The sequence below is a fragment of the Lysobacter sp. F60174L2 genome, assembly GCF_052547135.1.
Window position 1 is genome coordinate 300,854 of the sequence record NZ_JBQWRA010000001.1, and the last position, 24,509, is coordinate 325,362.

The following is a 24,509-nucleotide window of genomic DNA, read 5'->3' on the forward strand; positions in this document are numbered from 1 at the left end:
CGGGCACGACCGTGTAGGAGCGACGTAAGTCGCGAACTCCTCACCCTCCCAAGCGCCCACCTGCGCGCGCTCCTCCCCGAAGCGACCGCTCCACGGCCCGACCGACGCCCCCTGCCGTCAGTCACCCAAACCACGCCGCCCCTCCCGCCATCCCACCTGCGTGCCCCGCGAAAACCACCCGTTCCGACCCCTGTCGACGGTGGGGTGACTTCCGGCACATAGTGCTACAACGGTGGTGTTGTACTTTACCAACACACCGAGTCACCAACTCCCCCGACCGCAAGGAAAAACACCATGAACGCCTACCGCTTCGCCACCTCCAACCCGTCCACCCCGAGCTTCAACCCGAGCGCGAACCCCAGCCGTCCCGCCGCCGCCACCACCCCGTCGCGCCCGCCGCACCGCCAGCGTGCCTTCGGCGTCGGCTACGGCACCAGCAGCGGCTACGCCAGCAACCGCAGCTACGTGTCCAACAACGTCGTGCCGCTGTTCCGCTGCGTCTGAGCGGCTCCGGGGGGATGCCGCTCCACCCGCCGCAAGGCCTGACCCGCCACACACCGCCCCAACCCCCGGGATCGACCTGCTGACGCCTCCCCCGTCAGCGGGCCGGTTCCGGGCTTTTTTTCCGCAAGGAGCACCGTCGCATGCCACGGATAGTCAAACGCACCCTGCTGTCGCTCTCCCTGCTGGCAGCGGTTGCCATCGCCGCAGTGCTGGTCCTGCTGTCGTGCGCCACGGTCGAGACCACCCGCCAGGGCGCACCGACCCGGTTCCGGGTCCCGCTCGGCGTCGGCGACATGGCCTTCCCGCTGTATTCCGCCACCGGACGCGGGGTGTCGCTGCCCGGCCTGCTCGACGGGCCGATCGTCCGGCGCGCCGCCGATGGCGCGTGGACGGCCACGTGGTTCTGCGAGGACCATGCCGAGCAGGCACGTGGCCGCGGCGACCGGCTGGACATCGAGTGCGCTGGGCGAAGGCAGTCGTTCGCGCTGGACGCGCCCGGTGTGCCGGCGGCCGTGGCGCCGATGCCCGCCCGGGTGGCGGTACTGAGCGACCTGGAAGGCAATGCCGCGTTCCTCGACGAGGCCCTGCGCCGGCTCGGCATCGTCGACGCCGCCGGCGACTGGGGTTACGGCAGCGGCCACCTGGTGATCCTCGGCGACTCGGTTGACCGCGGCCGCGATGTCTTCGCCGTGCTCTGGCGCCTGCACGGTCTCGCCGCGCAGGCGGCCGCGTCGGGCGGTGCGGTGCACGTGCTGCTCGGCAACCACGAGCAGTACCTGTTGCGGACCAATCCCACCCGCGCCCATCCCGACCACCTGCACGCGCTGAACATGATGGGCGGCTACCGCCAGGCGTTTGCCGCCGACACCGTGATCGGCCAGTGGCTGCGGCGGCAGCCGGTCGCGCTGAAGCTGGGGCCGGTGCTGTTCGTGCACGGCGGGGTCGGCCCGGCGGTCGTGCGCTCCGGGTTGTCGGTCGAACAGCTCAATGCCGCGATGCGCGCGTACTGGACGCGGCCGGCGGCCACGCCCCGGACCGCTGCCCTCGATGCGGTGCTCGGTCCGGCCGGGATCACCCAGTACCGCGGCTACCTCCGTGGTTTGGAAGGACGCTATCCCGCAGCCACCACCGCCGATGTGCAGGGCGCGCTGGAGCATTTCGAGGCCAGCGAGATCGTGGTTGCGCACACGCTGGTCGAGCGGATCGAAAGCCTCCACGGCGGCCGGGTGCGTGCGGTGGACGTCAACAACAGCGAAGCGCGGCCGGAGGTTCTGGTCTACGAGGACGGCGTTGCCCGGGTGGTCGATCTCGGCATCCCGCGCGACATCGAGCGGAACGACGAACGCACCTTCCGCGAGTTCAGCCTCGCCGATGCCGACGACCGCGGGTTGCTGTGGGACATGTGCCGCGACATCCGCCGCTTGTCGGCGTTGCCATATCCCTACTGAGGGTCGCCGCGGTTCGCCCCGCGCCGCCTGCTCGGCTATCGTGGCCGGATGAACGAACCCGCCTCCACCGTTCCCTCGCCGTTCCGTCGCGACACCAGCGTCGAGCGCCTCAACGAGCTGTCGCGCGGCACCGCGATGGAGCCGTTGGGCATCGTGTTCACCGAGATCGGCCACGACTTCGTGCGCGGCACCATGCCGGTCGACGAGCGCACCCGCCAGCCCTACGGCCTGCTGCACGGCGGCGCCTCGGTGCTGCTGGCCGAAACCCTTGGCAGCAGCGCCGGCAACCTGTGCGTGCCCGAGGGCCGGGTCTGCGTCGGCATCGAGATCAACGCCAACCACGTGCGCGCGGCGCGCGACGGCACCGTCACCGGCACCGCACGGCCGGTGCACGTCGGCGGCCGCACCCAGGTCTGGGAAATCCGGATCGAGGACGAAGGTGGCGAACTGGTGTGCATCTCGCGCCTGACGTTGGCGGTGATCAGCGCGCGCTGAGGCGCGCTCGCGGTACGCATCGCGCGCGACCGGCGACCAGCCCGGGCGTGCCCCGCCCACCAATCCGCCGGTTCCGCACCCATGTAGGAGCGACGTAAGTCGCGAACTCCTCGCCGTTGCCGGCTGCGCCAGGCGCCGGGCGCATCAGAGGTTCACGCAGGATGCTTCGGGACGGGTCCACGCAAGCGGCCTTCCAGCCCCCGGAGCCATCAGTGCGTTCGCGACTTACGTCGCTCCTACATACCCGGCTGCGGGGCGATTGTGGTCTTGCCCAGCTGGCGGGCGATCCAGCGCTCCGCGTAGCCGTCGAGCCGGGCGTTCTCGATGAAGCCGCAGTGGCCGCCCCATGGCGAGACTTCCAGCCGCGCGCTGGCCGGCAACTGCAGGCGCTCGAAATCGGCGAACGGGATCACCGGGTCGTCGACCGCGGTCAGGATGCTGGCCGGCACCTGCAGGCCGGCCAGCCGGTCGCCGGCGATGGTGTAGCCGTCGAAGTAGCGCTCGATGGTGCCGAAGTGGGTCTGGCGCTCGACCAGCCATTGGGTCAGTGGTCGCATGCGCTGGCCGAGCACGCGGTCGTCGAAGTCATGCCGCTGCGGGAACAGCGCGCGCTTGCGCGCCAGCGAGCTGCGCCACTTGCGCTCGAAATGCCACAGGTAGAACGGCAGCCCGGCCTCCATCGCGTCCATCGTCCGTGCCGGGTCGAGCACCGGGCAGACCGCGGCCACGTGCGCCAGTTGCAGGCCCGCGGCCGGTGCCCGTAACGCCAGCCGCAGCGCGAAGTTGCCGCCCAGCGAGTAGCCGGCCACCACCATCGGCCGCAGCGGGAAGCGCCGGGCGACGTCCTTCGCCGCCAGCACCACCTCGTCGATCCGGCAGGAGTGGAAGATCTCCTCGTTGAGGTGGTGGGTGTCGCCGTGGTCGCGGAAGTTGAGCCGGAACACCTCGAAACCGTCCGCCAGCAATTCCGCAGCGGTCAGCCGCATGTAGCTCGACTCGACGCTGCCTTCCCAGCCGTGCAGCAGCAGGGCCAGGCCCCGCGGTGCGGTGACATCCGGCCGCGCGCTGTGCAGGCCCTGCAGGCGCACGCCGTCGCCGCCGTCGACCAGGTGCTCGGTGGTCACCGCGCCGCTCGCCGCGAGCCGGGCCTGGCCGATGCGCCGCCGCGCGTTGCTGGAGCCGAGCGCCGATTGCAGGTGGGCGTTGCGCAGCCAGCGCGGCGGGCGGTAGTCGCTCGCGTCCGCCATCAGCGTGCCGTCACCGTTCCATCGCGGCGATGATCCGCTCGCGCGCGAGCTCGGCGATGCGGCGCCGGCCCTCGGCCTCGCCCGGCGCGATCGGCTCGAGGAAATGCACCTCCGCGACCCGCGCCGGTTCGCCGAGCAGGCGCACGAAGTTGCCGACGAAACTTTCGCCGCGCGCGAACGCGACCACCGTCTGCGCCGACCCGCCCGCGCCGTAGCGCAGCGCCACCGGCTGCACCGGCACCCCGGCTTCGACCGAGGCCAGGAAGATCCGCGCATGGAACGGCCCGATTTCGCCGCCGCCGCGGGTGCCGCCCTCGGGGAACACCCCGACCGAGCGACCGTTGCGCAGTCGCCCCAGCATCTCGTGCAGCACTCCGCCGAGCGACTCGGTGCTGCCGCGCGCGTGGAAGATGGTTTCGGCGCGGCTGGCCATCCAGCCGACCACCGGCCAGCTGCGAATCTCGCGCTTGGCGACGAAACCCATCATCCGCTGGCTGTGCAGCGCCTCGATGTCGATCCAGCTGACGTGGTTGGCGACGAACATCGCCGCGCCCGGCAAGGGCGTGCCGATGCGCCGCATGCGGAAGCCGAACACCCGCATCAGGCCGGCCGACCACGCCCGGACCAGACGATGGTCGAAGCGCTCCCCGCCCTGCGCGCCGCGGTCGCGCGACAGCGGCATCAGCAGCAGCACCACCGGCAGGTCGACCAGCACGTGCCAGGCCAGCATCGGGACGCGGTAGAGATAGCGGAAACTACGTGCCAGCGGCGCATTCATCATCGCGATCATACCGAAGCGCGCGGACGGTGAACGGGTCGGCCGGCAGGCAACCGCTACAATCGCGGGCTGTCATCGAACCCCGGGTTTTCCATGCACGAACCGATCATCGACGCCCTGCGCCGCGGCGCCGCCGACGAGGCCCTGGCGGCCGCCCGCGAGGCGGTTGCCGCCGAGCCGCAGGATTCCACCGCGCAGCGCCTGCTGGCCAGCGCGTTGCGGCTGTCGGGTGATCGCGAAGGCGCGATCGCCGCGATCGACCACGCCATCGCGCTGGCCCCCGACGACGCCGGCCTGCACCTCGAGCGCGCCGGGCTGTTGCTGAAGGAGCGCCAGCTCGACGAGGCCGAGGCCGCGCTTGCGCACAGCATCGGCCTGGATCCCAACCAGTTCCCGGCGTACATCGTGCAGGCCCAGCTCGCGCTCGGCCGCGGTGACCTGGACGAGGCCGAGCGGCTGACCCGCACCGGCGCCCGGATCGCCCCCGACCACCCGCAGATCGCCGCGCTCGAGGGCACCCTCGCGCTGCGCCGCGGCGACGCGGATCGCGCGCTGGCGATCCTCAGCCAGGCGTCCGAGCGTTTCCCCGGCGAGCCGACCCTGCGCCACGCGCTCGGTTTCGCCTACCTCGCCAAGGGCCACCTCGCGTTCGCCGAGCAGGCGTTCCGCAAGTTGCTTGAGGGCCAGCCGGATTCGCTGCCGTTGCGCGTGTTGATCGCCGACCTGCAGCGCCGGCAGGGCCGCCCGGCCGAGGCCGCCGACGAACTCGCGCCGCTGCTCGACAACCCCGCCGCGACCCCGGCGCTGCGCCGCACCGTCGGCGAGCTGCAGCTGCAGGCCGGCCGCAACGACCAGGCCCGCGACCTGCTGCTCGATGCGGTCACGGCCAATCCCGGTGATCGCCGTGCGGTCGCTGCGCTGGTGGAGGCCTGGCAACGGCTCAAGGACACCGACAGCGCCCGCGCCGCGCTGGACACCTTGCTCGCCGCGCACCCGCAGGCCGTCGCCCTGTGGCACGCGCGGCTGGCGTTCGAGGAGTTCGCAGGCGAGGGTGCCCGTGCGGTGCTCGCGCGCTGGCAGGAGGCGATGCCCGGCTTCGTGCCGGCGCTGGAGGCGCAGGTCGCCCTGCACGATGCCCACGACGAGGCCGACCAGGCCGAGGCGGTGGCGCGCCGGATCACCGAGCTGCAGCCGGGCCACGCGCGTGCCGAACTGCGCGTCATCGACGCCGAACTCAAGCGCGACCCCGACGAGGCGATCAACCATGTCGAGCGGCTGCTGGCCGGTGCCGACAGCGAGGCCGCCCGGCGCAACCTGCGCCAGCTGATGGGCCGCACCCTCGACATCGCCGGCCAGCCCGACGCGGCCGCCGCGACCTGGGCCGAGCTGCATGCCGAAGTCGTCCCGCAGCGGCTGCCGTTGCCGCAGCCCAGCGCGCCGCGCACGCAGTGGCCGGAGCAGGCCGTGCTCGACCAGCCCGCCGCGGCGGTGGTGCTGCTGTGGGGCGCGCCGGGTTCGCTGGTCGAGCGCGTTGTCGCGACCCTCGCCAACGCCGGTGCGCCGGTGCGGGCCGATCGTTTTGGCGCGCAGCCGCCGGCCGACCTGTTCCAGCGCTACCTGACCATCGACGCGCTGGCCGGCGGCTCGGCCGACCCGGCCGGGCTGGTCGCCGAATGGCGCGCGGCGCTGCCGGCGCGCGGGATCAAGGACGGCCAGGTGTTCGACTGGCTGCTGTGGTGGGACAACGCCGCGCTGCTCGCGCTGCGCCCGCACCTGCCCGAGGCGTTGCTGCTGGTGGCGCTGCGCGACCCGCGCGACATGCTGCTGGACTGGCTCGCGTTCGGTGCCCCGGCGCCGTTCGCGCTGGAAAGCCCGGAGGCCGGCGCGCAATGGCTGGCGCAGGTGCTCGGCCAGGTCGCCGACCTGCACGAGCAGGACCTGCTGCCGCATCGCCTGCTGCGGCTGGACGGCATCGCCGAGGATCCCGCCAGCATCGCCACGGCACTCAGCGGCGCCCTGCAGACCCGTCTGCCCGCCGCCCCGCGCCAGGCGCTCGGTCCCAGCCGCTTCCCCGCCGGCCACTGGCGCGCGTTCGCCGAACCGCTGGGCGAAGCGTTCAAGCTGCTGCATCCGGTCGCGCGCCGGCTGGGCTACGCAGCGGATTGATGCCGCCGCGGGAACCGCGCGGCCCCGGCGCCGCGCATCCCCATGTTGCGGTCCCCATGCCGCGGATCTTCCCTGTCGCGGATCTCCCATGTCGCGGATCTCCCCATGTAGGAGCGACGTAAGTCGCGACCGCACGGCGATCCCGGGTATCAGTGAAATCGCGACTCACGTCGCTCCTACAACGGAGCGGCATGCACGCCGACCGGAACGCGCACCAGCGCGCCACCCCGTCCAACCCGCATCTGGCAGACTCCGTGCATCCCACACGGAGCTTCACGATGCGCATCCACAGCGACAGCTTCGACCACCGCGGCGCGCTCCCGGCCGAGTTCGCGCTCGGCGTGCGCGGTGCGGACGGCGCGGTCGGTTTCGGCCGCAACCGCAACCCGCAACTGGCCTGGGACGACGTGCCCGCCGGCACCCGCTCGTTCGCGCTGCTGTGCGTCGACGCCGATGCCCCGACCGTGGCCGAAATGGTCAACAAGGACGGTGTCGAGATCCCGGTGTCGCAACCGCGCACCGGGTTCTGCCACTGGGCGATGGTCGATATCCCCGCCGACCTTCGCGCGATCGCCGCAGGCAGCTGCAGCGACGGCGTCACGAAACACGGCAAGCGCGATCCGGCCGGCCCGGGCGGTGCGCGGCAGGGCCTGAACGACTACACCGGCTGGTTCGCCGGCGACGACGCGCTGGCGGGCGACTGGTTCGGCTACGACGGCCCGTTCCCGCCGCCCAACGACCTGCGCGAGCACCGCTACTTCTTCCGCCTGTTCGCACTCGACGTCGAGCGCCTGGACGTGCCGGAGCGCTTCGGCGCCGCCGATGTCGCGCGTGCGATCCACGGCCACGTACTCGCCGAGGCGCTGGTGCACGGCACCTATTCGCTGCATCCCGCGGTCGCGCGCTGAGCCGGCATGCCGGCCCGGCGGCGACGTGGCACGGGCCTCACTGTGCCGGCACGATCTCCGACTCGACCACCATGTCGAGCACATAGGCGATCGACGAAGCGTCCGCCGGCGCCGGCTCGCGGGTGAACTTCTTCAGCCGCAGCACCTTGCGCTCGCCGGCGACGAACTCGAAGCCCTCGATCTCCCCGTACAGCGGCTGCCATTCGCCCGGCGGCGACTGCTTGACGCCGTTGTCGCCGTAGCGGATTTCGCGCACCTGCAGGCATTGATGGTCGGGAATCAGCGGATGATTGCAGGCCACGCGCTGCGGCGCGACCTCGAGGAACACCGTCTCACCGGGACCGCCGTAACGCGTCTCGGCGGTGGCCTCGCCGACCCAGGTCGAGCTGCCGCCGTCGGCCGATTCCAGCTTCAGCCGCGGCGGCGCGGTCTCCTCGATCCGCGGCAGCAGCGGCTGCGCCAGCAAGTCGCCGATCGCCTTGTCGGCCCGCATCAGGGCCTCGTCGCAGGCCATCATCGTCGAAGTCAGGCGCCCGACCTGCAACCGGCCCTGCGCATCGACCTCGTAGCTGCCGCCGATGCGGTTGCAGCCGCCGGACACGCTGACGCGGCGGTCCTTGAACTCCAGCGTGAGCGGCCGCTCGGCGGACGGGAACAGCGCGTCGATGCGCTGGCCGTCGGCATCGGTCGCCGCGGCCAGGTGCCATTCCTGGCCACCGAGCATGTGCGAACCCGGGCCGGGGCCGGCGGTGTCGTTGCTTGCCGGCGGCGGCATCGGCGCGGCCGGTTCGGACGACGGTGTGCGGTCGCCGCCCGCGCAGGCGGCAAGCGCCAGCGGCAGCAACAGGGCCAGCGTGGTGGTGGTCGTGCGGCGGATGTTCATCGGAATGTCCATGGAATCTCCTCGGGGGGACTATGGAAACGCACCGACGGTGCAGGTGGGGTTACGCCTCAGTCACCGGTCGGCAACCACAACAGCAGCGCCACGCCCAGCGCCAGCCGGTAGACCGCGAACGCGGTGAAGCGATGGCTCTGGATGTAGCGCAGCAGCCACTTCACCGACACGAACGCGGTTACCGCCGAGGCCACGAATGCCACCGCCAGTTCGCCCCAGGCGACGCCGCCGAGGCCGCCGTCGAGGTAAAGCTCCAGCACCTCGTAGCCGGTCGCGGCGAACATCGTCGGGATCCCGACCAGGAACGCGAATTCGGTCGCCGCGGCGCGGTTGGTGGTCCCCGCCAGCAGCGCCACGAAGATCGTCGCGGCCGAGCGCGAGGTGCCGGGGAACACCCCGGCCACGACCTGCGCGACGCCGACCAGCACCGCCACCGTCCAGGTGATCGCGATGCGCTCGCCGAGCCGCCCGGCACGGCGCGTGGCCAGCTGCTCGGCGACCAGCATCCACACCGCGCCGATCACCAGAGCCCACGCGATCGGCGTGACCTGCGTCGGCAGCTCCCAGCCCAGCGCCTTGACCAGCAGGCCACCGACCGCGGTCACCGCGAACGCGGCCAGCAGCTTGAACGCGTAGTCGCGCGACTGCGCCGGGGTCGCGGTGATCCCCAGCGGGTCGTACTCGGCCGGCGCATCGTGGCCGGCGAACGCGACCGCCATGCCCCACAACCGCTTGCGGTAGATCAGCACCACCGCGCCGATCGCGCCGGCCTGGATCGCGATGTTGAACAGCGCACTGCGCGCGCCGAGCCAGTGCTGGGCGATCAGCAGGTGGCCGGTGCTGGAGATCGGCAGGAACTCGGTGATGCCTTCGATGATGCCGAGCAGCAGCGCGGCGAGCAGGTCGGTCATGGAGACTGGGCCAGGGTAGGGGAGCGCGGAAACCGTCGCCGCAGAATACCCGGTCGACGCTTCGCACCGGGACGGTGCGGTCGCGGCTGATTCGCACCAATTCGGTGCAGCGAATCCCGCCCAAGGTGGCTGGCGCTATATAAATCAGCAACTTGCGCGGGCAGGGAGCTTGGCACGGCGCTTGCTCATATCAACGTAGCCTTTCCCTTCCGCCAGCGAGCCCGCCATGTCCATCGAGAACGTCGAAAAACTCATCCGCGACCACAAGGTCGAATTCGTCGACCTGCGCTTCGCCGACATGCGCGGCGTGCAGCACCACGTGACCTTCCCGGCCTCGATCGTCGAGCCGGCGCTGTTCGAGGACGGCAAGATGTTCGACGGCAGCTCGATCAGCGGCTGGCGCGGCATCCACCAGTCCGACATGGTGCTGCTGCCCGACGCCTCGACCGCGACCCTCGACCCGTTCACCGCCGATCCGACGTTGATCCTGGTCTGCGACATCCTCGACCCGACCACGATGCAGGCCTACACCCGCGACCCGCGCGGAATTGCAAAACGCGCCGAGGCCTACCTCAAGTCCAGCGGCATCGCCGAGCAGGCGTTCTTCGGTCCCGAGCCCGAGTTCTTCATCTTCGACTCGGTGCGCTACGCCAACGACATGGGCCACACCTTCTACCATGTCGATTCCGAAGAGGCCGCGTGGAACTCCGGCCGCGAATACGAAGGCGGCAACACCGGTTACCGGCCGGGCGTGAAGGGCGGTTACTTCCCGGTCGCGCCGCTGGACTCGCTGCACGACATCCGCGCCGAGATGTGCAAGACCCTGGAAGCGGTCGGCATCGAAGTCGAGGTCCACCACCACGAGGTCGCCAACGCCGGCCAGTGCGAGATCGGCACCAAGTTCAACTCGCTGACCCGGAAGGGCGACGAGCTGTTGATGATGAAGTACGTCATCAAGAACGTCGCCCACCGCAACGGCAAGACCGCAACCTTCATGCCCAAGCCGCTGGTCGGCGACAACGGCAGCGGCATGCACGTGCACCAGTCGCTGGCCAAGGGCGGGGTCAACCTGTTCTCCGGCGACGGCTACGGCGGCCTGAGCCAGATTGCGCTGTGGTACATCGGCGGCGTGTTCAAGCACGCGCGTGCGATCAACGCGTTCGCCAACTCAAGCACCAACTCCTACAAGCGCCTGGTGCCGGGCTTCGAGGCGCCGGTGATGCTGGCGTACTCGGCCTCCAACCGCTCGGCCAGCTGCCGCATCCCGTACGTCTCCAACCCGAAGGCGCGACGCATCGAGTTCCGCTTCCCGGACCCGATGAACTCCGGCTACCTGATCTTCGCCGCGCTGATGATGGCCGGCCTCGACGGCATCAGGAACCAGATCGACCCGGGCGCGCCGAGCGACAAGGACCTGTACGACCTGCCGCCGGAAGAAGAGAAGAACATCCCGACCGTCTGCCACAGCCTCGACCAGGCGCTGGAGGCACTCGACGCCGACCGCGACTTCCTCAAGGCCGGCGGCGTGTTCACCGACGATTTCATCGACGCCTATATCGGCCTGAAAATGAAGGAAGTCACCGCGTTCCGCGCCGCGACCCATCCGCTGGAATACCAGATGTATTACGCGATCTAGCCCTCGACTGATCCCGCGATCCCCGCAACGGCCCGGAGTTTCCGGGCCGTTGTTGTTTGTGCCGGCTTCGGGAGGGAGGCGGGGCCTTGGCCGGGGCGGGCCGACCGGTTCGGTCGACCATCCCTGGTCGACTCACCGGCCGCGGCCATCCATGGCCGCTTCGACCCGCCCCAACCAAGGCCCCGCTTCGCACGTGTGGTGTATGGCGTCGATGCACGGCATACCAGCCACTTCCGGTACCTTGTAGGAGCGACGTAAGTCGCGCCTCTCTGACAATCGTTCGTCGATCAACGCACGCCTTCCTCAACGCCCCGAAAAGCGATCGACCAATCGGGCAACCGTGCAACCTGGAGTCAGCGTTTCGATCTCATCGGCTATCTACCCGGATACCCCGGCTGCGTGTCGAGCGTCTCCATCAACGTTGCCACCGGATCATCGGATCGTGCGAGCTTCTTCTCGAATACCTGGTTGCGGTGGTACTCGAGGTACAGATTCTGTTGCGGGGTAAAGGCGCCGCACTTGCGACCCGAGCGCACCGAAAAACCAATCCGCTTCACCACGTCGTCGGGCAGCAGCTGCGATGGCACCAACGCACCTTTGTCCTCGAACGTGATCCAGCCCCGGTCGAACAGCAAGTCCGCCGTTGGTGTCAGCAACAAGCCGTTATGCCCGTCCACCCGCTCCGCCGCGGTGCCACATTCCGCCCACGGCTTGATGTGGCTGGCACGCAGGAAGCGCAGGTCGCGTACGCCGGTGAGGCGGCATTCCTTCTCCACCCCGATCAGGCGGCGCCGGAACAGCGACTGCTTCTTGCGCACCTCGCCAAGCCGCAGTCCCACGGTGTCGTCAGGCTCCAGTCCGTCGTTGGCGGCCTCGCCCACATGCGCGGCTTCAAACGGCGTGACTTCGTGCAGTACCGGCCTCAGCGGAAACACCAGCGCCTTGCGCGGGTTGCCACGTGTATCGGGCACGCCATGCATTTCGTAAGGCGCCGCCGCCAGCTGGAACTCGCCGAGGAATCGATACGGCTGGCCCTTGCCCATCATCTGGAATAGCAACAACGCCTTGCCATTGACATCGTGGTTGAGGATCGCGCGGTTGCCGCCGGAATACGCCATGTCGCCAGCCTGCCCTTCACCGAAGTAATGAAGAAGGCCGTCGTCGTCCCAGAAGTCGTGGTAGCCGTGGGTCGCACCGGCCTCGCCGGTGAACAGGATCACGACCGGCGAATCCTTCGGCGTCGAGATGCCGCCCTGCCGCTGCCCGCCAAAGCGCGCGTGGATCTCGTCACGGCGGTGGTACAGCGCTCCGACCTTGAAAGGGACGTCGACCAAGACGGCTCCGGATTCCTGTAACGGGAAGAACGGCCCCGGTCCCTGGGCGATGCAGCGACGCCAGGATAGGCCCTCCCGCGCCCCGCGCCAAAACCCTCCCGGCCACCCCAAAGCACCCCACCACCCAAGCCGCGAAGGGCGGTGCCCCGGCCGGGTGCTTCCGAAGCGGCCATGGATGGCCGCGGCCGGTGAGTCGGCCATGGATGGCCGACCGAACCGGTCGGCAAGCACCCGGCCGGGGCGCCGACCCCACCCGGAGTCCGCGTGAATGTTTTTGAATTACCCACGACTCTCCAACGACCGCTGCCACACCCGCCGCCTGCACTAAGATGGTGCAATGTCCGCCCCGCCGCCCGACGTCGACACCCTCACCACCCCGCTGGCGTGGCTCGACCCCGACGGCAGCATCGCCGGCTGCAACCAGGCCTTCGCACGCTGGCTCGGCGTCGGCAGCCGCCGCCTGATCGGCCGGCCGCTGCCCGCCCTCGACGCCGAGACCCCACCGCGCCTGCCCGCCGCACTCGCCCGGCTCGACCCCGATGGCGCCCCCCTGCGCCTGCGCCGACTGCACCTGCGCCACCCCGATGCCGACGAACGCTTCGCCGACCTCTGGCTCAGCGCCGACCGTGACGCCCGCGTGCTGGTCGAAGCACACCCCGTCGACGAATTCCCCGGCGACGACCCCGCCCTGCTGCTGCCCTCCGCACTGGCCGCCTCGCTGAAAGGCCTCGCCCACGAACTACGCAACCCGCTGGCCGGCCTAAAGGGCGCCGCCCAGTTGCTCGCGCGCCGCGTCGAAGGCGACGACTCGAAGGAACTGCTCGGCCTGATCGATGGCGAAGTCGCCCGCCTGACCGGCCTGCTCGACCAGTTGCTGGTGCCGGCCCCGCCGCGCCCGCACGCCCCGATCAACATCCACGCCGTGCTCGAGCGCGTGCTGCGGCTGGTCGAAAGCGACGCCGGCTGGGCCGTGCGGCTGTTGCGCGACTACGACCCGAGCCTGCCGGAGTTCAACGGCGATGCCGACCGCCTCACCCAGGCGCTGTGGAACCTCGTGCGTAATGCGATCGAGGCCGGCGCCGGCAACGTCAGCCTGCGCACGCGCGCCGAGCACGGCCTGCGGATCGGCGACGAATCGCACCCGGTGGCGCTGCGGCTGGAGATCGTCGACGACGGCCGCGGCGTGCCCGAGGACCTCACCGAGCGCCTGTTCCTGCCGCTGGTGTCCGGCCGCGCCGAGGGCAGCGGGTTCGGCCTGGCGCTGGCCCAGCAGGTCGCGCGCGAGCACCGCGGTTCGCTGGTCTATCGCTCGCGGCCCGGGCATACCGTGTTCACCCTGTTGCTGCCGATGACCGTGGCCGAAACTGAAGTCCAAACCGACGCCGACGACATAGAGGCCGCGCCGCCGGAGGACACCGCATGAGCGCATCGACGCGGAACGGGACGGTCTGGATCGTCGACGACGACCGCGGGGTGCGCTTCGTACTCGCCACCGCCTTGCGGGATGCCGGCTACCGCGTTTCCGAGTTCGAGCACGCCGCCGCCGCGCTCGATGCGCTGGCCGGCGAGGGCGCCCCCGACCTGCTGTTCACCGACGTGCGCATGCCCGGCGACGACGGCCTGGTGCTGCTCGACAAACTCAAGGCGCGCGCCCCGGACCTGCCGGTGATCGTGATGAGCGCCTACACCGACGTCGCCAGCACCGCCGGCGCGTTCCGCGGCGGCGCCCACGAGTTCCTGTCCAAGCCGTTCGACCTCGACGACGCGGTCGCGCTGGCCGCGCGCGCGCTGGGGCTGGAAGCGGCCGCCGAGGAGGTCCCGCAGCCGCAGGGCCGCGCGATCGACAACGACGCCCCGCTGCTGCTCGGCGCCTCGCCGCCGATGCGCGAACTGTTCCGCGCGATCGGTCGGCTCGCCCAGGCGCCACTGTCGGTGCTCATCACCGGCGAGACCGGCACCGGCAAGGAACTGGTCGCGCGCGCGCTGCACCGCGAGTCGCCGCGCGCGAAGCAGCCGTTCGTCGCGCTCAACACCGCGGCGATCCCGTCGGAACTGCTGGAGTCGGAGCTGTTCGGCCACGAGGCCGGCGCGTTCACTGGCGCCCACAAGCGCCAGCCCGGCCGCTTCGAGCAGGCCGACCGCGGCACCCTGTTCCTCGACGAGATCGGCGACATGCCGCTGCCGCTGCAGACCCGGCTGCTGCGGGTGCTGGCCGAGAACGAGTTCTTCCGGGTCGGCGGCCGCGAGCTGATCCGGGTCGACGTGCGGGTCATCGCCGCGACCCACCAGGACCTCGACGCGCTCGTCGCGGCCGGCCGCTTCCGCGCCGACCTGCTGCACCGGCTCGACGTGGTCCGGCTGCAACTGCCGCCGTTGCGCGAACGCGTGGCGGACGTACCGCAACTGGCCGAGCGCTTCCTCGCGATCGCCGCGCGCAAGTTCGACGCCGCGCCCAAGCGGTTGTCGGCCGCCGCGATCGAGCGCCTGCTCGCCCACGACTGGCCCGGCAACGTGCGCGAACTGGAGAACCTGTGCTGGCGACTGGCCGCGCTGGCGCCGGGCGACGCGATCGGCCGTGGCGAGGTCGACGTCGCGCTGGGCACCCGTCGCGCCGCCACCGCCACGGTCGACTGGGAAGCCGCGCTGGCCGACTGGACCCGCGGCCAGCTCGACGCCGGCGCAGCCGACATCCACGCACGCGCCCGCGAACACTTCGACCGGGTGTTGCTGCAGACCGCGCTGGAACACACCGACGGCCATCGTGGCGAGGCTGCCGCGCGCCTCGGGGTCGGCCGCAACACCCTGGCGCGCAAGCTCAAGCCCGGGCAGCCGGGCGGGGCTTGAGTCCGCCGCCCGGGCACGTTTCACTGACACTGAACCCACCGCACGCTAGCTTCGTGCGGCATCGCCCCTTTCCACCACCGGGAGATCCCTGATGAAGACCGTCCTGCTTGCCAGCGCCTGCGCGCTGGCCCTCGCCGCCTGCAGTTCCACCCCGGCGACCCGCGCCGATACCGACACCGTTGCCGATACCACCGCGACGGCCGATGCCGGCCTGGCGACCAGCTCGACCCTGTCCAGCGCCAGTGTCAACCTCGCCTCGGCTTCCGGCAGCCTGGTCAGCGGCAAGCTGAGCATCATGCCGATGGGCGACGGCCTGCATTTGACCGGTGAGATCGGCGGGCTCAAGCCCAACAGCAGCCACGGCATCCACATCCACGAGAAGGGCGATTGCAGCGCCGCCGACGCCAGCAGCGCGGGCGGCCACTTCAACCCGGCCAGCGAAGCGCACGGCAAGGTCGATACCGCCACACACCACGGCGGCGACATGAACAACATCAACGCCAATGCCGAAGGCGTCGCAACGGTCAACGTGCATGCCAAGGGCGTGGTGCTCGGTGGCGGCGCCGCCAACGACGCGGTCGGCAAGGCGGTGATCGTGCATGCCGATCCCGACGACTACACCAGCCAGCCCTCCGGCAACGCCGGCGCGCGCGTCGCCTGTGGCGTGATCAAGGCCGGTTGAGCGGCCGCTCCGCGCTCGCCATGACCGTGCGTGTCCGCGAGGCCCGTGGTGCCGATGCCGCGCTGATCGCGCGCTGGAACGCGGCGATGGCGATGGAGACCGAGCACAAGCAACTCGACCCCGAGCGCGTCCGCGCCGGGGTCGAGGCCGGCATCGCCGACCCGGCGAAGGCGCGCTACTTCATCGCCATGCACGAGGCCGTCGCCGCCGGCCGCGAGACCCTCGCCACACCGGCCGGCACCCTGATGCTGACCCGTGAATGGAGCGACTGGCGCAACGGCGAGTGGTGGTGGATCCAGAGCGTCTACGTCGACCCGGCGCACCGGCGGCGGGGCGTGTTCGCCGCCCTGTACCGCCACGTCGAGCAACTCGCACGCAGCACCGATGGCGTGGTCGGCCTGCGGCTGTATGTCGAGCGCGGCAACGCGACCGCGCTGGCGACCTACGGTGCGTTGGGGATGGTCGACGCCGGCTACGCTATTCTGGAATCCCCGATCGCCCCATCGCCCACAGGCAAGGAGCCTGCATGAAGTCCAGCACGATCCGGTTTGCGGTTGCCCTGGCGCTGTTGCTGCCAGCGGTTGTCTGGGCGTCCGAGGGCACTACCGTCCCCGACGGCGACGCCCCGGTCACTGCCGCCGGCCCGGCGGACCCGTCGACCGCGCCCGGCGCCCCGGCGTCCCCCCAGGGCGTCCGCGATGCGATCAGCAATGCCTTCCGTGCGTCGGACCAGTCCGTGCCATGCGCGGGCGGCGGCGGCCTGGGTTGCACGATCGCCGAATCCGCACTGGAACTGGGGCTGCACGACGAGCGCGAGGAAGACCGCGCCAACCAGTTCCTGCGCGAGCGATAGCTCTGCGTCGGACCGGGCGCCTCAGCTCAACTCGACCCGGTAATCCGAATCGCGCTCGCAGTGCACGAAGTTCACCGGCACGCCATGGGCGCCCAGCACCGCGGCGATCTGCCGTTGGCGGGCCTCGAAATGCTGGTGCTGGCGTTGCAGCCGCACGCGGGCCTGTTCGCTGTCGCAGGCGGCGTCGGCGGCATAGCGCGTGCGCCAGGCCGCTGGTGAGAACAGCGCGATGCGCGCCTCGCCGTCAACGTAGTGCAGCAGCGGTTCCGGCGGCTGGTCGAGCCAGGCTTCGCCGCCGGGCTGCAGCAGCGCGGTTTCCAGCAAGGGCCACAACGCGGCCAGCCCGGCGTGCTCGTACTGCAGCGCGGTCATCGCGGCGAGGTCGTGCACGGTCAGGTAACGCGCGTGCTCGACCCGCAGCCCGAACGCGTCCTGCGCGGCCAGCGCGGTGTCGGCGCCGGCCATGCCGCGTTCGATCAGTTCGCGCTCGAAGGCATCGCCGACCCGCGCCACCGCGCCGGCCTCGCCGGTCAGCACGAACGGCAGCAGTCGCAGCGGCCCGCCGGCGAAATCCGGCGACGGCGCGAGCGCACCGGGCAGGCGGCCCTCATGGCTGCCGAAGGCGATCACCCGGCCGCCGCCCGTTATGCCGGATCGCGGCGCGCGCGCGGCCAGCTGGTCGAGTTCGCGATGCAGCGGCCAGCCCGGGCGCAGCAGTTCGACCGGGTCGTAAAGCGCACCGACCAGCACCAGCTCCAGGTCCGCCGCTTCGGCGCAGAACCCGGCCAGGTCGCGCGCCACCAGGTCGGCCAGCGGGCCGGTGCCGGCCTGGTCGAGGCGGTCGCGCGCGACCGGCGCGGCGCCGTCGAGTTCCAGCGCCAGCGCGCCGAGTACATGCAGGTCGGCGGCGGGTGGGGCGGTCGGATCCATCGGGTTCCTTGTTCGATACGCAGGCGTTTGGTTGGCGCCGGGGCCGGCGCTACACTGCGGTCATTATGCCCACGCAACATGCAGTCGATGAGGTGACACGATGCGTCAAGCCCGTCCGGTAGCCGTGCTCGGTGGCGTTCGGATCCCGTTCTGCCGCCAGAACACCGCGTATGCCGACGTCGGCAACCTCGGCATGTCGGTGCGCACCCTGGGCGCGCTGGTCGAGAAATACGGCCTGCACGGGCAGCAGCTCGGCGAGGTCGCGATGGGCGCGGTGATCAAGCATTCCAGCGACTGGAACCTCGGCCGCGAGGCGGCGCTGTCCTCCGGGCTGTCGCCGCTGACGCCGGGCATCACCCTGCAGCGCGCCTGCGGCACCTCGCTGGACAGCATCATCACCGTCGCCAACAAGATCGCGGTCGGGCAGATCGACGCCGGCATCGGTGGCGGCTCGGACACCACCTCCGACGTGCCGATCGTCTACTCGAAGGAACTGCGCCGGCGCCTGCTGGCGGCGAACGCGGCGAAGGACTTCAAGGGCAAGCTGGCCGCGTTCAGGGGCTTCTCCTTCCGCGAGCTCAAGCCCGACTTCCCCGGCGTCGCCGAGCCGCGCACCGGCAAGTCGATGGGCGACCACTGCGAGGACATGGCCAAGCAGTGGAACATCTCGCGCGACTCGCAGGACGAGTTCGCGCTGGCATCGCACCAGAAGCTGGCGGCGGCCTACGAACGCGGCTTCTTCGACGACCTGGTGGTCAGCTTCCGCGGCGTCTCGCGCGACAACAACCTGCGTCCGGACAGCAGCCTGGAAAAGCTGGCGACGCTGAAGCCGGCGTTCGACCGGACCTCCGGCCGCGGCACCTTGACCGCCGCCAACTCGACACCGCTGACCGACGGCGCGGCGGCGTGCCTGCTGGCCTCCGATGAGTGGGCACGGGCGCACGGCCACGAACCGCTGTGCCACCTGCGCGACGCGCAGGTCGCGGCGGTCGACTTCGTGCACGGCGAGGGCTTGCTGATGGCGCCGACCGTCGCGGTGCCGCAGATGCTGGCGCGCAATGGTCTGACCCTGCAGGACTTCGACTTCTACGAAATCCACGAAGCGTTCGCCGCGCAGGTGCTGTGCACGTTGCGCGCGTGGGAGAGCGAGGAGTACTGCCGGAACCGGCTGGGTCTGGACGCGCCGATGGGGCAGATCGATCCGGCCAGGATCAACATCAACGGCTCGTCGCTGGCGACCGGCCACCCGTTCGCGGCGACCGGTGCGCGGCTGGTCGCGACCGCCGCGAAGGAGCTCCAGCAACGCGGCGGCGGCCGTTGCCTGCTGTCGATCTGCACCGCCGGCGGCATGGGCGTGATGGCGATCCTGGAGCGTTGATCGGCCGCCCACTCCGGAACAACGAGGTTTGTGTAGGAGCGACGTAAGTCGCGAACGCCAAAGCATCCGGGTATCGACTCCGTCCGCCTGCGACGGTATTCACCGGAACCGATTCGAGCAGCGGGCCGGTCGCTTACGGGAGGTGTTCTCCCGGTCAGCGGTAGTTGCCTGACGATTTGGTGCGCGTTCGCGACTTACGTCGCTCCTACAAGAGCGCGGTCGTCGCTTCCGCAAACGCCAGGGCGGCGGCGCGAACGGTGCCACCACCAATCACCTCGCTACTCCGCCGCTTGCCCGCCCCCGCGGTTACTCGCGCAGCCGCGGCATGCCGTGCTCGTCGCGCTCCTCGACGACCGACTGGTCGTAGATCCGTTCGCGCAGGTCGCGGCCGGGGAGCTCGGTGATCGCCTCGCCGCGGGTGGCGCGCAGGGCGTTGGCGTAGCTCAGGCGCGCGCGCGGTTCGTCGCCGGCCTGGGCGAAGCCGTGGCCGAGTTCCTCCCACGCTTCGGCATTGGCGCCTTGGGCGAGCGCGCGGTGCAGGTAGGCTTCCGACTGCGGCCACTGGCCCTGCGCGCGGCTCAGGCGGGCCAGGCTCAGCAGCAGGCCGGGACTGGCCGGGTGCGCTTCGAGCCAGCGCTCGGCGCGCTCGCGGCGGGCGTCGATCCGGCCGATCGGCAGGCGCCCGTAGAGGCCGGCCAGCGATTCGTCCCAGCGCGCGTCGAGCGCCTGTTCGACGCTCTTCGCCGAGGCTTCTTCCCAACGCAATGCAGCGGCACGTTCGGCATACGCGGCGACCGCGGCCGGTTCGCTGCGCAGCGGTTTGGGCAGCGCCTCCCAGCGGTCGGCGAGCACGTTGGCGTCGCCGGCTTCGCGCAGCGCGTCCTCGGCCCAGCGGGTTTCCAGTGCGTCGACCCGTGCCGGCGGCAAGGCCTGCTGCTGGCGGATCGGGCCGAGCAGGCCGTAGGCGTCGCCGGTGCGACCGGTGGCCGCCAGCGCCTGCGCGCGCAGGGCCAGTCCGCGCGGCGGCAATGGCTGCACGTTGGGCGCATCGAGCAGAGTCAGCGCATCGGCCGGGCGGTCGTCGGCCAGCGCCAGCTCGGCCGCGGTCAGCGCGCGGGTCAGCGGGTGCGGGCCGGCGAGCGTGTCGAGGTGCTGGTTGGCGACGGCGTTCTCCCCGCGCGCCGCGGCGGCACGCGCGGCGCCGGCGCGTGCGACGTGGACGATGCCGTCCTCTTCCGCGGTCGGCGCGCGCGCGGCTTCGTCGAGCAGCTTCTCGGCGCGGCTCCAGTGACCCTGGTTGAGCGCGTTGAGTCCGTCGGTGAGCCTGGCCCGCGCCGCGCGCTCGCGGCGACGACGCAGGGCGGCCAGCGGCAGGCTCAGCATCTTCCACAGCAGCCATGCGGCGACCAGTACGCCGACACCGATCAGCAATGCCGCGGCGAGGGTGGTGGTGTAGTCGGTGCCGCGGTAACGGACCAGCACGTAACCCGGATCCTGCACCAGCAACTGCGCGACCAGCGCGCCGACCAGCACCAGCACGATCAACAGCAACAGGTTGCGGAACAGGTTCATTGGCGGGACTCCTGGCTCGTGGCGCGCGACTGGCGCAGTTGGGCCAGTGTGCTGCCGAGGGTCGGAAGTGAAAGTGAAAGCGGCAGCGCCGCGATCGCGCGCAGGCGTTCGCGCAGGCGCTGCCGTTCAGCCGATTCCGGCAGCAGCCGCAGCAGCCAGCCATCGGTGCGACGCAGGGCGGCGCGGTAGCCGTCGACATCGCGACGCTCGGCGGCGGCGCGGGCCAGGCTGATTTCCAGCTGCAGCCCGGCGCGGGCGGCGGCGATGTCGGCCGGTTGCACCGCCACCGCGCGGTCGCTCGGGCGCACATCGATGATGTTGGCGAACGCACGGCGCCACCACGGTTGCGCGGTTTCCGCCCGGGCCGCGCTGCGCCGGTCCGGCTGCACCTGCGCGGTCGATTGCGCGAACGCATCCAGTTGCGCCATCGCCTGCGCGCGCGGCTCGGCCTCCAGCGCGTCGAGCGCGGCGCGCTCCTGCCCGAGGGTCTGGCGCAGGCTCAGGTAGGCCGGGTCGTCGACGCCTTCGAGCACACCGGCGGCGAGCGCCAATGCGCGTCGTGCGCCATCGAGGTCGCCGGCGATCGACAGCCGCTCCTGGGCCATCGACAGCAGAAGCTCGGTCTCGTCCAGGCGCAACGCCTGCGCGCCGTGGCGGTCGGGATCGGCGAAGCGGGCGAAGCTGTCCTCGATGATCGCCGAGCGCTCGCCCAGCCCGAGCAGCTCGTCGCGCAACACGCCGTTGGTGGCGACCGCCTGCTGCAGCCGACCGGCCTGGGCGCGGTGGTCGCGACGCAGGCCGTCGACGCGCTCATCGAGCGCCTCCAGCCGCAACTCGACATCGCCGGCGACGCGGGCCTCGTCCGCACGGGACTGCCACCATTGCCAGCCGTACCAGCCGGCGCCGGCAAGCAACAGGAAAACCAGCAGCCACCACGGCCAGCTGCTGCGGCGACGCGGGGACGAATCAGGGGAAGTCGAGGACACGGACGCAACCGGTGGACGAAGTACCGACATGCTACCGGAAGCACGCCAGCCGCCAGCCGCGGCGGGACTCAGCCCAGTATCGACGCGGCCGTTTCGACCAGGCTCGCCGGGCGCGCATCGGACGCGCGGAAACCCTGCGTGAAACCCAGCGTGGAAGCGAGTTCGAGCAGGCGGTCGCTGGCACCGACCACGGGCAGCAAGCGGACCCGTGCGGCAAGGTCGGCCGGCAGCGCGTCCATCACCCGCCGCAGGCCGTCGCTGCTCGACAACGCGACCGCCGCCGGCCGCGACAGTCCGCGCAATGCCGCCAGCGCACGCGCCGACGGCGGCAGTGGAATGCGCCGGTAGACATCCGCGCGTCGGACCTCGCCGCCGCGCGCCTGCAACGCCGGGGCCAGCGTCCCGCGGCCGCCGGGCGCGGTGACCAGTCCGACCGCGATGCCGTCGAGCCGCTGCAGGCCGGGCAATGCCAGCAGGCCTTCGCTGTCCATCCGCCGCGGCGCCGCGACGTCGCCGGCGCCGGCGCGCCGCAATGCCGCCGCGGTGCCGGCGCCGACCGCGAACCATTGCTGGTCCTCGGCCGGTCGCAACGGTTGCAACAGCGCCGCCGCACGCACCGCCATCGGGCTGGTGAACAGCACCCGCGGCGCGTCCAGTGCCGCCCGCAGGCCGGCCCGCGCCACGTCGTCGTCGAGCGCCTGCAGCCGCCATGGCGACAGCGCGATGATGCCGCCACCGCGGCGCGCGGCGGCGCGGCGCATCGGCTCGTGCTGGCCGCGGGGGCGCAGCGAGATTACGTACCATGCCGGCATTGGCGGGGTGTTGGTCGACATTGCGCCAGCATATCGCCCCCACTTCCTGGAACCCCGGATGCCCCACTCCGACGCCCTGCAACGCCTCAACCACCACTACCAGTCGATGCCGCCGGTGGCGGTGATGGACCTGCGCATCGCCGCCTACGACGGCCGGCGGCTGCAGTTGCACGCGCCGCTGGCGCGCCATGTCAACGACAAGGGCTGCGCGTTCGGCGGCAGCCTGGCCTCGATGATGACGCTGGCCTCGTGGGGCCTCGTGTCGCTGCAGTTGGAGGCGGCCGGAATCGACGCCGACGTGTTCGTCGCCGACAGCCAGATCCGCTACCTGGCTCCGCTGTTCGACGATATCGAGGTGGGGGCCGAGCTCGGTGCCGGCGAGGACTGGGCCACCTTCATCGCGACCCTGCGCCAGCGCGGGCGTGCGCGCACCCAGCTGGTGGCAAAGGTGCCGCTGCCCGCCGGCGGCATCGCGACCGAGTTCACCGCCCGCTACGTCGCGATCGCCCGGCGCTGAGCCGTGGCGACTACCATGGGCGCTTCACCTCGACCCGGAGCGCGCCGATGCGCCTGATCACCACCCTGCTGCTGGCCGTGCTCATGCTCGCCGGCTGCGCCAGTTCCAGCCCCGCCGCCAACGCGCTCGACGCCGCGCAGTACGCCTGGTCCGGCGCGATCCGCTGGAACGATTTCGGCGGCGCGCTCAACCTGGTCGATCCGGAACTGCGCGAAGAGCACCCGCTGACCGACCTGGAGCGCAAGCGCTACGAGCAGGTGACCATCTCCGCCTACCGCGACCTCGGCGCCTCCCGCAACATCGAGGCCGGCACCGCGGTGCGCACGATCCAGATCGGGGTGGTCAACAAGCACACGATGGAGCAGCGCGAAGTCCGCTACCAGGAGACCTGGCGCTGGGACGAGGCCGCCAAGACCTGGTGGGTGACCAGCGGCCTGCCGGACCTGTGGGCCGGCGAGTAAGGGCCCGCGCATGAGCCGGCCGCCGCTTTCTGCGACAATCGCCGGCCCGCTCGCCGCCATCGTGACGCCGTGACCCTCGATGAACTGCTGGCCTTCGCCGGCCGCCACCCCTACCTTTCGCTCGGACTGGTCGCGCTGACCGTGGCGATCATCTACACCGAAGTCATGCGCCTGTTCCGCGGCTACAAGGCGCTGCGCCCGGCCGAGCTGACCGCGCTGATCAACCGCGACAACGCGCTGCTGATCGACCTGTCCGCCAGCAACGACTTCCAGAAGGGCCACATCGCCGGCAGCAAATCGGTGCAGCCCAGCCAGTTCGACCCCGAGAACAAGCTGCTGGCCAGCGCCCGCGCGCTGCCGGTGGTGGTGACCTGCCGCACCGGCCAGGCCTCCGCCGATGCCGCCAAACGGCTCAAGAAGGCCGGATTCGAGCACGTCTACTGGCTCGAGGGCGGCGTCCAGGCCTGGCAGCACGCCGACCTGCCGCTGGTGAAAGGCCGAGGCTGAACCCGCGGACCCCCTTGCAACCGGCCCGCGCGTCCCCCATGCCGGGACCGGGGGCGCGCATGACCGCGTGCCATACTTGATTCTTTCCGCCTAATACAGCTGGAGTTTGAGATGTCCGAAGAAACCCTCAACGGCGCCGCCGCACCGGAAGCCGCCACCGACGCCACCGCCACCGGCCCGGCGTTCACGGTCGAGAAGATCTACGCCAAGGACGTCTCGTTCGAAGTGCCCGCCGGCCCGGCCGCGTTCAGCGAGCAGACCCAGCCGCAGCTGCAGATGAACCTCAACCAGAGCGTGCAGCGCATCAACGACAACGCCTACGAGGTCACCCTCGGCATCACCCTGACCTGCAACGCCGGCGACAAGGCGCTGTACGTGGTCGAGGTCAAGCAGGCCGGCGTGTTCAGCCTGTCCGGCTTCGAGCCGGCGCAGCTCGACGGCATGCTCGGCACCCACTGCCCGAACGTGCTGTACCCGTACGCGCGCCAGCTGATCAGCAGCCTGGTCCAGTCCGGTGGCTTCCCGCCGTTCTTCCTGCAGCCGATCAACTTCGACGCGCTGTACGCCGAAGGCCTGCGCCAGCGCGCGGCGAAGCAGGCCGAGGGCCTGGCCGCCGACGCCGAGACCGCCGGCAACGCCTGACCG

At 71.1% G+C, this 24,509-nt stretch carries 25 protein-coding genes; 16 read left to right on the plus strand and 9 right to left on the minus strand.

Going from position 1 to position 24,509, the window contains the following annotated elements:
• Positions 1 to 294: 294 nt before the first annotated feature.
• The 3 genes from ACT9AS_RS01340 to ACT9AS_RS01350 all read left to right on the plus strand — a co-directional run bounded on the left by ACT9AS_RS01340 (position 295) and on the right by ACT9AS_RS01350 (position 2,447).
• Positions 295 to 504 carry a hypothetical protein gene (locus ACT9AS_RS01340; RefSeq protein WP_445098319.1) on the plus strand — a complete coding sequence of 70 codons (210 nt, stop codon included), beginning with the start codon at positions 295 to 297 and terminating at the stop codon, positions 502 to 504.
• A 140-nt stretch (positions 505 to 644) separates the two neighbouring features.
• Entirely contained in the window at positions 645 to 1,952 is a 1,308-nt protein-coding gene (locus ACT9AS_RS01345; RefSeq protein ID WP_445098320.1) for a metallophosphoesterase, read from the plus strand.
• A gap of 48 nt (positions 1,953 to 2,000) precedes the next feature.
• Positions 2,001 to 2,447, plus strand: a complete 447-nt coding sequence (locus ACT9AS_RS01350) for a hotdog fold thioesterase (RefSeq protein ID WP_445098321.1) — start codon at positions 2,001 to 2,003, stop codon at positions 2,445 to 2,447.
• 236 nt (positions 2,448 to 2,683) lie between these two features.
• Here ACT9AS_RS01350 and ACT9AS_RS01355 read toward each other — a convergent pair whose 3' ends face one another.
• Both ACT9AS_RS01355 and ACT9AS_RS01360 read right to left on the minus strand, forming a co-directional pair.
• Positions 2,684 to 3,694, minus strand: coding sequence for an alpha/beta fold hydrolase (locus ACT9AS_RS01355; protein WP_445098322.1), 1,011 nt, complete (start codon positions 3,692 to 3,694; stop codon positions 2,684 to 2,686).
• Between the two features lie 10 nt (positions 3,695 to 3,704).
• The gene (locus ACT9AS_RS01360) at positions 3,705 to 4,472 is read right to left on the minus strand and encodes a 1-acyl-sn-glycerol-3-phosphate acyltransferase (RefSeq protein ID WP_445098323.1); all 768 of its coding nucleotides are present in this window, start codon (positions 4,470 to 4,472) and stop codon (positions 3,705 to 3,707) included.
• A 93-nt stretch (positions 4,473 to 4,565) separates the two neighbouring features.
• Between ACT9AS_RS01360 and ACT9AS_RS01365 the strand changes: the two genes are divergently transcribed.
• Both ACT9AS_RS01365 and ACT9AS_RS01370 read left to right on the plus strand, forming a co-directional pair.
• Entirely contained in the window at positions 4,566 to 6,638 is a 2,073-nt protein-coding gene (locus ACT9AS_RS01365; protein WP_445098324.1) for a tetratricopeptide repeat protein, read from the plus strand.
• A 278-nt stretch (positions 6,639 to 6,916) separates the two neighbouring features.
• A complete protein-coding gene (locus ACT9AS_RS01370) occupies positions 6,917 to 7,546 on the plus strand; it encodes a YbhB/YbcL family Raf kinase inhibitor-like protein (protein ID WP_445098325.1) in 630 nt (209 codons plus the stop codon).
• A 37-nt stretch (positions 7,547 to 7,583) separates the two neighbouring features.
• On the opposite strand, the gene ACT9AS_RS01375 is transcribed toward ACT9AS_RS01370, so the two are convergent.
• Together ACT9AS_RS01375 and ACT9AS_RS01380 are read right to left on the minus strand one after the other, a co-directional pair.
• A complete protein-coding gene (locus ACT9AS_RS01375; protein WP_445098326.1) occupies positions 7,584 to 8,441 on the minus strand; it encodes a DUF4377 domain-containing protein in 858 nt (285 codons plus the stop codon).
• A gap of 56 nt (positions 8,442 to 8,497) precedes the next feature.
• Positions 8,498 to 9,352 (minus strand): undecaprenyl-diphosphate phosphatase, encoded by an 855-nt coding sequence (locus ACT9AS_RS01380; RefSeq protein ID WP_445098327.1) that lies wholly within the window; start codon positions 9,350 to 9,352, stop codon positions 8,498 to 8,500.
• Between the two features lie 226 nt (positions 9,353 to 9,578).
• On the opposite strand from ACT9AS_RS01380, the gene glnA reads away from it, so the two are divergent.
• Entirely contained in the window at positions 9,579 to 10,988 is a 1,410-nt protein-coding gene (glnA, locus tag ACT9AS_RS01385) for a type I glutamate--ammonia ligase (RefSeq protein WP_445098328.1), read from the plus strand.
• 374 nt (positions 10,989 to 11,362) lie between these two features.
• On the opposite strand, the gene ACT9AS_RS01390 is transcribed toward glnA, so the two are convergent.
• Positions 11,363 to 12,523, minus strand: a complete 1,161-nt coding sequence (locus tag ACT9AS_RS01390) for an HNH endonuclease (protein WP_445098329.1) — start codon at positions 12,521 to 12,523, stop codon at positions 11,363 to 11,365.
• Between the two features lie 136 nt (positions 12,524 to 12,659).
• Here ACT9AS_RS01390 and ACT9AS_RS01395 point away from each other — a divergent pair, with 136 nt between their 5' ends.
• From ACT9AS_RS01395 to ACT9AS_RS01415, 5 genes are all read left to right on the plus strand, one after another.
• Positions 12,660 to 13,745, plus strand: a complete 1,086-nt coding sequence (locus tag ACT9AS_RS01395; RefSeq protein WP_445098330.1) for an ATP-binding protein — start codon at positions 12,660 to 12,662, stop codon at positions 13,743 to 13,745.
• A complete protein-coding gene (gene ntrC / locus ACT9AS_RS01400) occupies positions 13,742 to 15,166 on the plus strand; it encodes a nitrogen regulation protein NR(I) (RefSeq protein ID WP_445098331.1) in 1,425 nt (474 codons plus the stop codon). Before ACT9AS_RS01395 ends, ntrC begins: the two co-directional genes overlap by 4 nt.
• A 91-nt stretch (positions 15,167 to 15,257) precedes the next feature.
• A complete protein-coding gene (locus tag ACT9AS_RS01405) occupies positions 15,258 to 15,848 on the plus strand; it encodes a superoxide dismutase family protein (RefSeq protein ID WP_445098332.1) in 591 nt (196 codons plus the stop codon).
• 20 nt (positions 15,849 to 15,868) lie between these two features.
• A complete protein-coding gene (locus tag ACT9AS_RS01410) occupies positions 15,869 to 16,378 on the plus strand; it encodes a GNAT family N-acetyltransferase (RefSeq protein ID WP_445098333.1) in 510 nt (169 codons plus the stop codon).
• Positions 16,375 to 16,701, plus strand: coding sequence for a hypothetical protein (locus tag ACT9AS_RS01415; RefSeq protein ID WP_445098334.1), 327 nt, complete (start codon positions 16,375 to 16,377; stop codon positions 16,699 to 16,701). The genes ACT9AS_RS01410 and ACT9AS_RS01415 overlap by 4 nt, the downstream gene beginning before the upstream one ends.
• A 21-nt stretch (positions 16,702 to 16,722) precedes the next feature.
• On the opposite strand, the gene ACT9AS_RS01420 is transcribed toward ACT9AS_RS01415, so the two are convergent.
• Positions 16,723 to 17,631, minus strand: coding sequence for a hypothetical protein (locus ACT9AS_RS01420; RefSeq protein ID WP_445098335.1), 909 nt, complete (start codon positions 17,629 to 17,631; stop codon positions 16,723 to 16,725).
• A gap of 100 nt (positions 17,632 to 17,731) precedes the next feature.
• On the opposite strand from ACT9AS_RS01420, the gene ACT9AS_RS01425 reads away from it, so the two are divergent.
• A complete protein-coding gene (locus ACT9AS_RS01425; RefSeq protein WP_445098336.1) occupies positions 17,732 to 19,009 on the plus strand; it encodes an acetyl-CoA C-acetyltransferase in 1,278 nt (425 codons plus the stop codon).
• A gap of 306 nt (positions 19,010 to 19,315) precedes the next feature.
• On the opposite strand, the gene ACT9AS_RS01430 is transcribed toward ACT9AS_RS01425, so the two are convergent.
• The 3 genes from ACT9AS_RS01430 to ACT9AS_RS01440 all read right to left on the minus strand — a co-directional run bounded on the left by ACT9AS_RS01430 (position 19,316) and on the right by ACT9AS_RS01440 (position 22,400).
• Complete coding sequence (locus tag ACT9AS_RS01430) at positions 19,316 to 20,581, minus strand: heme biosynthesis HemY N-terminal domain-containing protein (RefSeq protein WP_445098337.1); 1,266 nt, start codon at positions 20,579 to 20,581, stop codon at positions 19,316 to 19,318.
• On the minus strand, positions 20,578 to 21,567 hold the full coding sequence (locus ACT9AS_RS01435; protein WP_445098338.1) for a uroporphyrinogen-III C-methyltransferase: 990 nt from the start codon (positions 21,565 to 21,567) through the stop codon (positions 20,578 to 20,580). The genes ACT9AS_RS01430 and ACT9AS_RS01435 overlap by 4 nt, the downstream gene beginning before the upstream one ends.
• A 68-nt stretch (positions 21,568 to 21,635) precedes the next feature.
• Positions 21,636 to 22,400 carry a uroporphyrinogen-III synthase gene (locus tag ACT9AS_RS01440; protein ID WP_445098339.1) on the minus strand — a complete coding sequence of 255 codons (765 nt, stop codon included), beginning with the start codon at positions 22,398 to 22,400 and terminating at the stop codon, positions 21,636 to 21,638.
• 37 nt (positions 22,401 to 22,437) lie between these two features.
• On the opposite strand from ACT9AS_RS01440, the gene ACT9AS_RS01445 reads away from it, so the two are divergent.
• The 4 genes from ACT9AS_RS01445 (at position 22,438) to secB (ending at position 24,506) form a co-directional block, all read left to right on the plus strand.
• Positions 22,438 to 22,896, plus strand: a complete 459-nt coding sequence (locus ACT9AS_RS01445; RefSeq protein ID WP_445098340.1) for a YiiD C-terminal domain-containing protein — start codon at positions 22,438 to 22,440, stop codon at positions 22,894 to 22,896.
• Between the two features lie 47 nt (positions 22,897 to 22,943).
• Positions 22,944 to 23,357, plus strand: a complete 414-nt coding sequence (locus ACT9AS_RS01450; protein ID WP_445098341.1) for a hypothetical protein — start codon at positions 22,944 to 22,946, stop codon at positions 23,355 to 23,357.
• A gap of 69 nt (positions 23,358 to 23,426) precedes the next feature.
• Positions 23,427 to 23,864, plus strand: a complete 438-nt coding sequence (locus ACT9AS_RS01455) for a rhodanese-like domain-containing protein (protein ID WP_445098342.1) — start codon at positions 23,427 to 23,429, stop codon at positions 23,862 to 23,864.
• A 111-nt stretch (positions 23,865 to 23,975) separates the two neighbouring features.
• Positions 23,976 to 24,506 carry a protein-export chaperone SecB gene (gene secB, locus ACT9AS_RS01460; RefSeq protein ID WP_445098343.1) on the plus strand — a complete coding sequence of 177 codons (531 nt, stop codon included), beginning with the start codon at positions 23,976 to 23,978 and terminating at the stop codon, positions 24,504 to 24,506.
• Positions 24,507 to 24,509: the final 3 nt, after the last annotated feature.

Excerpts from the sequence above, each read along its gene's own strand:
- ACT9AS_RS01340 (WP_445098319.1), top strand. The coding sequence starts at position 295 with ATGAACGCCTACCGCTTCGCCACCTCCAACCCGTCCACCCCGAGCTTC.
- ACT9AS_RS01345 (WP_445098320.1), top strand. The coding sequence starts at position 645 with ATGCCACGGATAGTCAAACGCACCCTGCTGTCGCTCTCCCTGCTGGCA.
- ACT9AS_RS01350 (WP_445098321.1), top strand. The coding sequence starts at position 2,001 with ATGAACGAACCCGCCTCCACCGTTCCCTCGCCGTTCCGTCGCGACACC.
- ACT9AS_RS01355 (WP_445098322.1), bottom strand. The coding sequence starts at position 3,694 with ATGGCGGACGCGAGCGACTACCGCCCGCCGCGCTGGCTGCGCAACGCC.
- ACT9AS_RS01360 (WP_445098323.1), bottom strand. The coding sequence starts at position 4,472 with ATGAATGCGCCGCTGGCACGTAGTTTCCGCTATCTCTACCGCGTCCCG.
- ACT9AS_RS01365 (WP_445098324.1), top strand. The coding sequence starts at position 4,566 with ATGCACGAACCGATCATCGACGCCCTGCGCCGCGGCGCCGCCGACGAG.
- ACT9AS_RS01370 (WP_445098325.1), top strand. The coding sequence starts at position 6,917 with ATGCGCATCCACAGCGACAGCTTCGACCACCGCGGCGCGCTCCCGGCC.
- ACT9AS_RS01375 (WP_445098326.1), bottom strand. The coding sequence starts at position 8,441 with ATGGACATTCCGATGAACATCCGCCGCACGACCACCACCACGCTGGCC.
- ACT9AS_RS01380 (WP_445098327.1), bottom strand. The coding sequence starts at position 9,352 with ATGACCGACCTGCTCGCCGCGCTGCTGCTCGGCATCATCGAAGGCATC.
- glnA (WP_445098328.1), top strand. The coding sequence starts at position 9,579 with ATGTCCATCGAGAACGTCGAAAAACTCATCCGCGACCACAAGGTCGAA.
- ACT9AS_RS01390 (WP_445098329.1), bottom strand. The coding sequence starts at position 12,523 with ATGGCCGACTCACCGGCCGCGGCCATCCATGGCCGCTTCGGAAGCACC.
- ACT9AS_RS01395 (WP_445098330.1), top strand. The coding sequence starts at position 12,660 with ATGTCCGCCCCGCCGCCCGACGTCGACACCCTCACCACCCCGCTGGCG.
- ntrC (WP_445098331.1), top strand. The coding sequence starts at position 13,742 with ATGAGCGCATCGACGCGGAACGGGACGGTCTGGATCGTCGACGACGAC.
- ACT9AS_RS01405 (WP_445098332.1), top strand. The coding sequence starts at position 15,258 with ATGAAGACCGTCCTGCTTGCCAGCGCCTGCGCGCTGGCCCTCGCCGCC.
- ACT9AS_RS01410 (WP_445098333.1), top strand. The coding sequence starts at position 15,869 with ATGACCGTGCGTGTCCGCGAGGCCCGTGGTGCCGATGCCGCGCTGATC.
- ACT9AS_RS01415 (WP_445098334.1), top strand. The coding sequence starts at position 16,375 with ATGAAGTCCAGCACGATCCGGTTTGCGGTTGCCCTGGCGCTGTTGCTG.
- ACT9AS_RS01420 (WP_445098335.1), bottom strand. The coding sequence starts at position 17,631 with ATGGATCCGACCGCCCCACCCGCCGCCGACCTGCATGTACTCGGCGCG.
- ACT9AS_RS01425 (WP_445098336.1), top strand. The coding sequence starts at position 17,732 with ATGCGTCAAGCCCGTCCGGTAGCCGTGCTCGGTGGCGTTCGGATCCCG.
- ACT9AS_RS01430 (WP_445098337.1), bottom strand. The coding sequence starts at position 20,581 with ATGAACCTGTTCCGCAACCTGTTGCTGTTGATCGTGCTGGTGCTGGTC.
- ACT9AS_RS01440 (WP_445098339.1), bottom strand. The coding sequence starts at position 22,400 with ATGTCGACCAACACCCCGCCAATGCCGGCATGGTACGTAATCTCGCTG.
- ACT9AS_RS01445 (WP_445098340.1), top strand. The coding sequence starts at position 22,438 with ATGCCCCACTCCGACGCCCTGCAACGCCTCAACCACCACTACCAGTCG.
- ACT9AS_RS01450 (WP_445098341.1), top strand. The coding sequence starts at position 22,944 with ATGCGCCTGATCACCACCCTGCTGCTGGCCGTGCTCATGCTCGCCGGC.
- secB (WP_445098343.1), top strand. The coding sequence starts at position 23,976 with ATGTCCGAAGAAACCCTCAACGGCGCCGCCGCACCGGAAGCCGCCACC.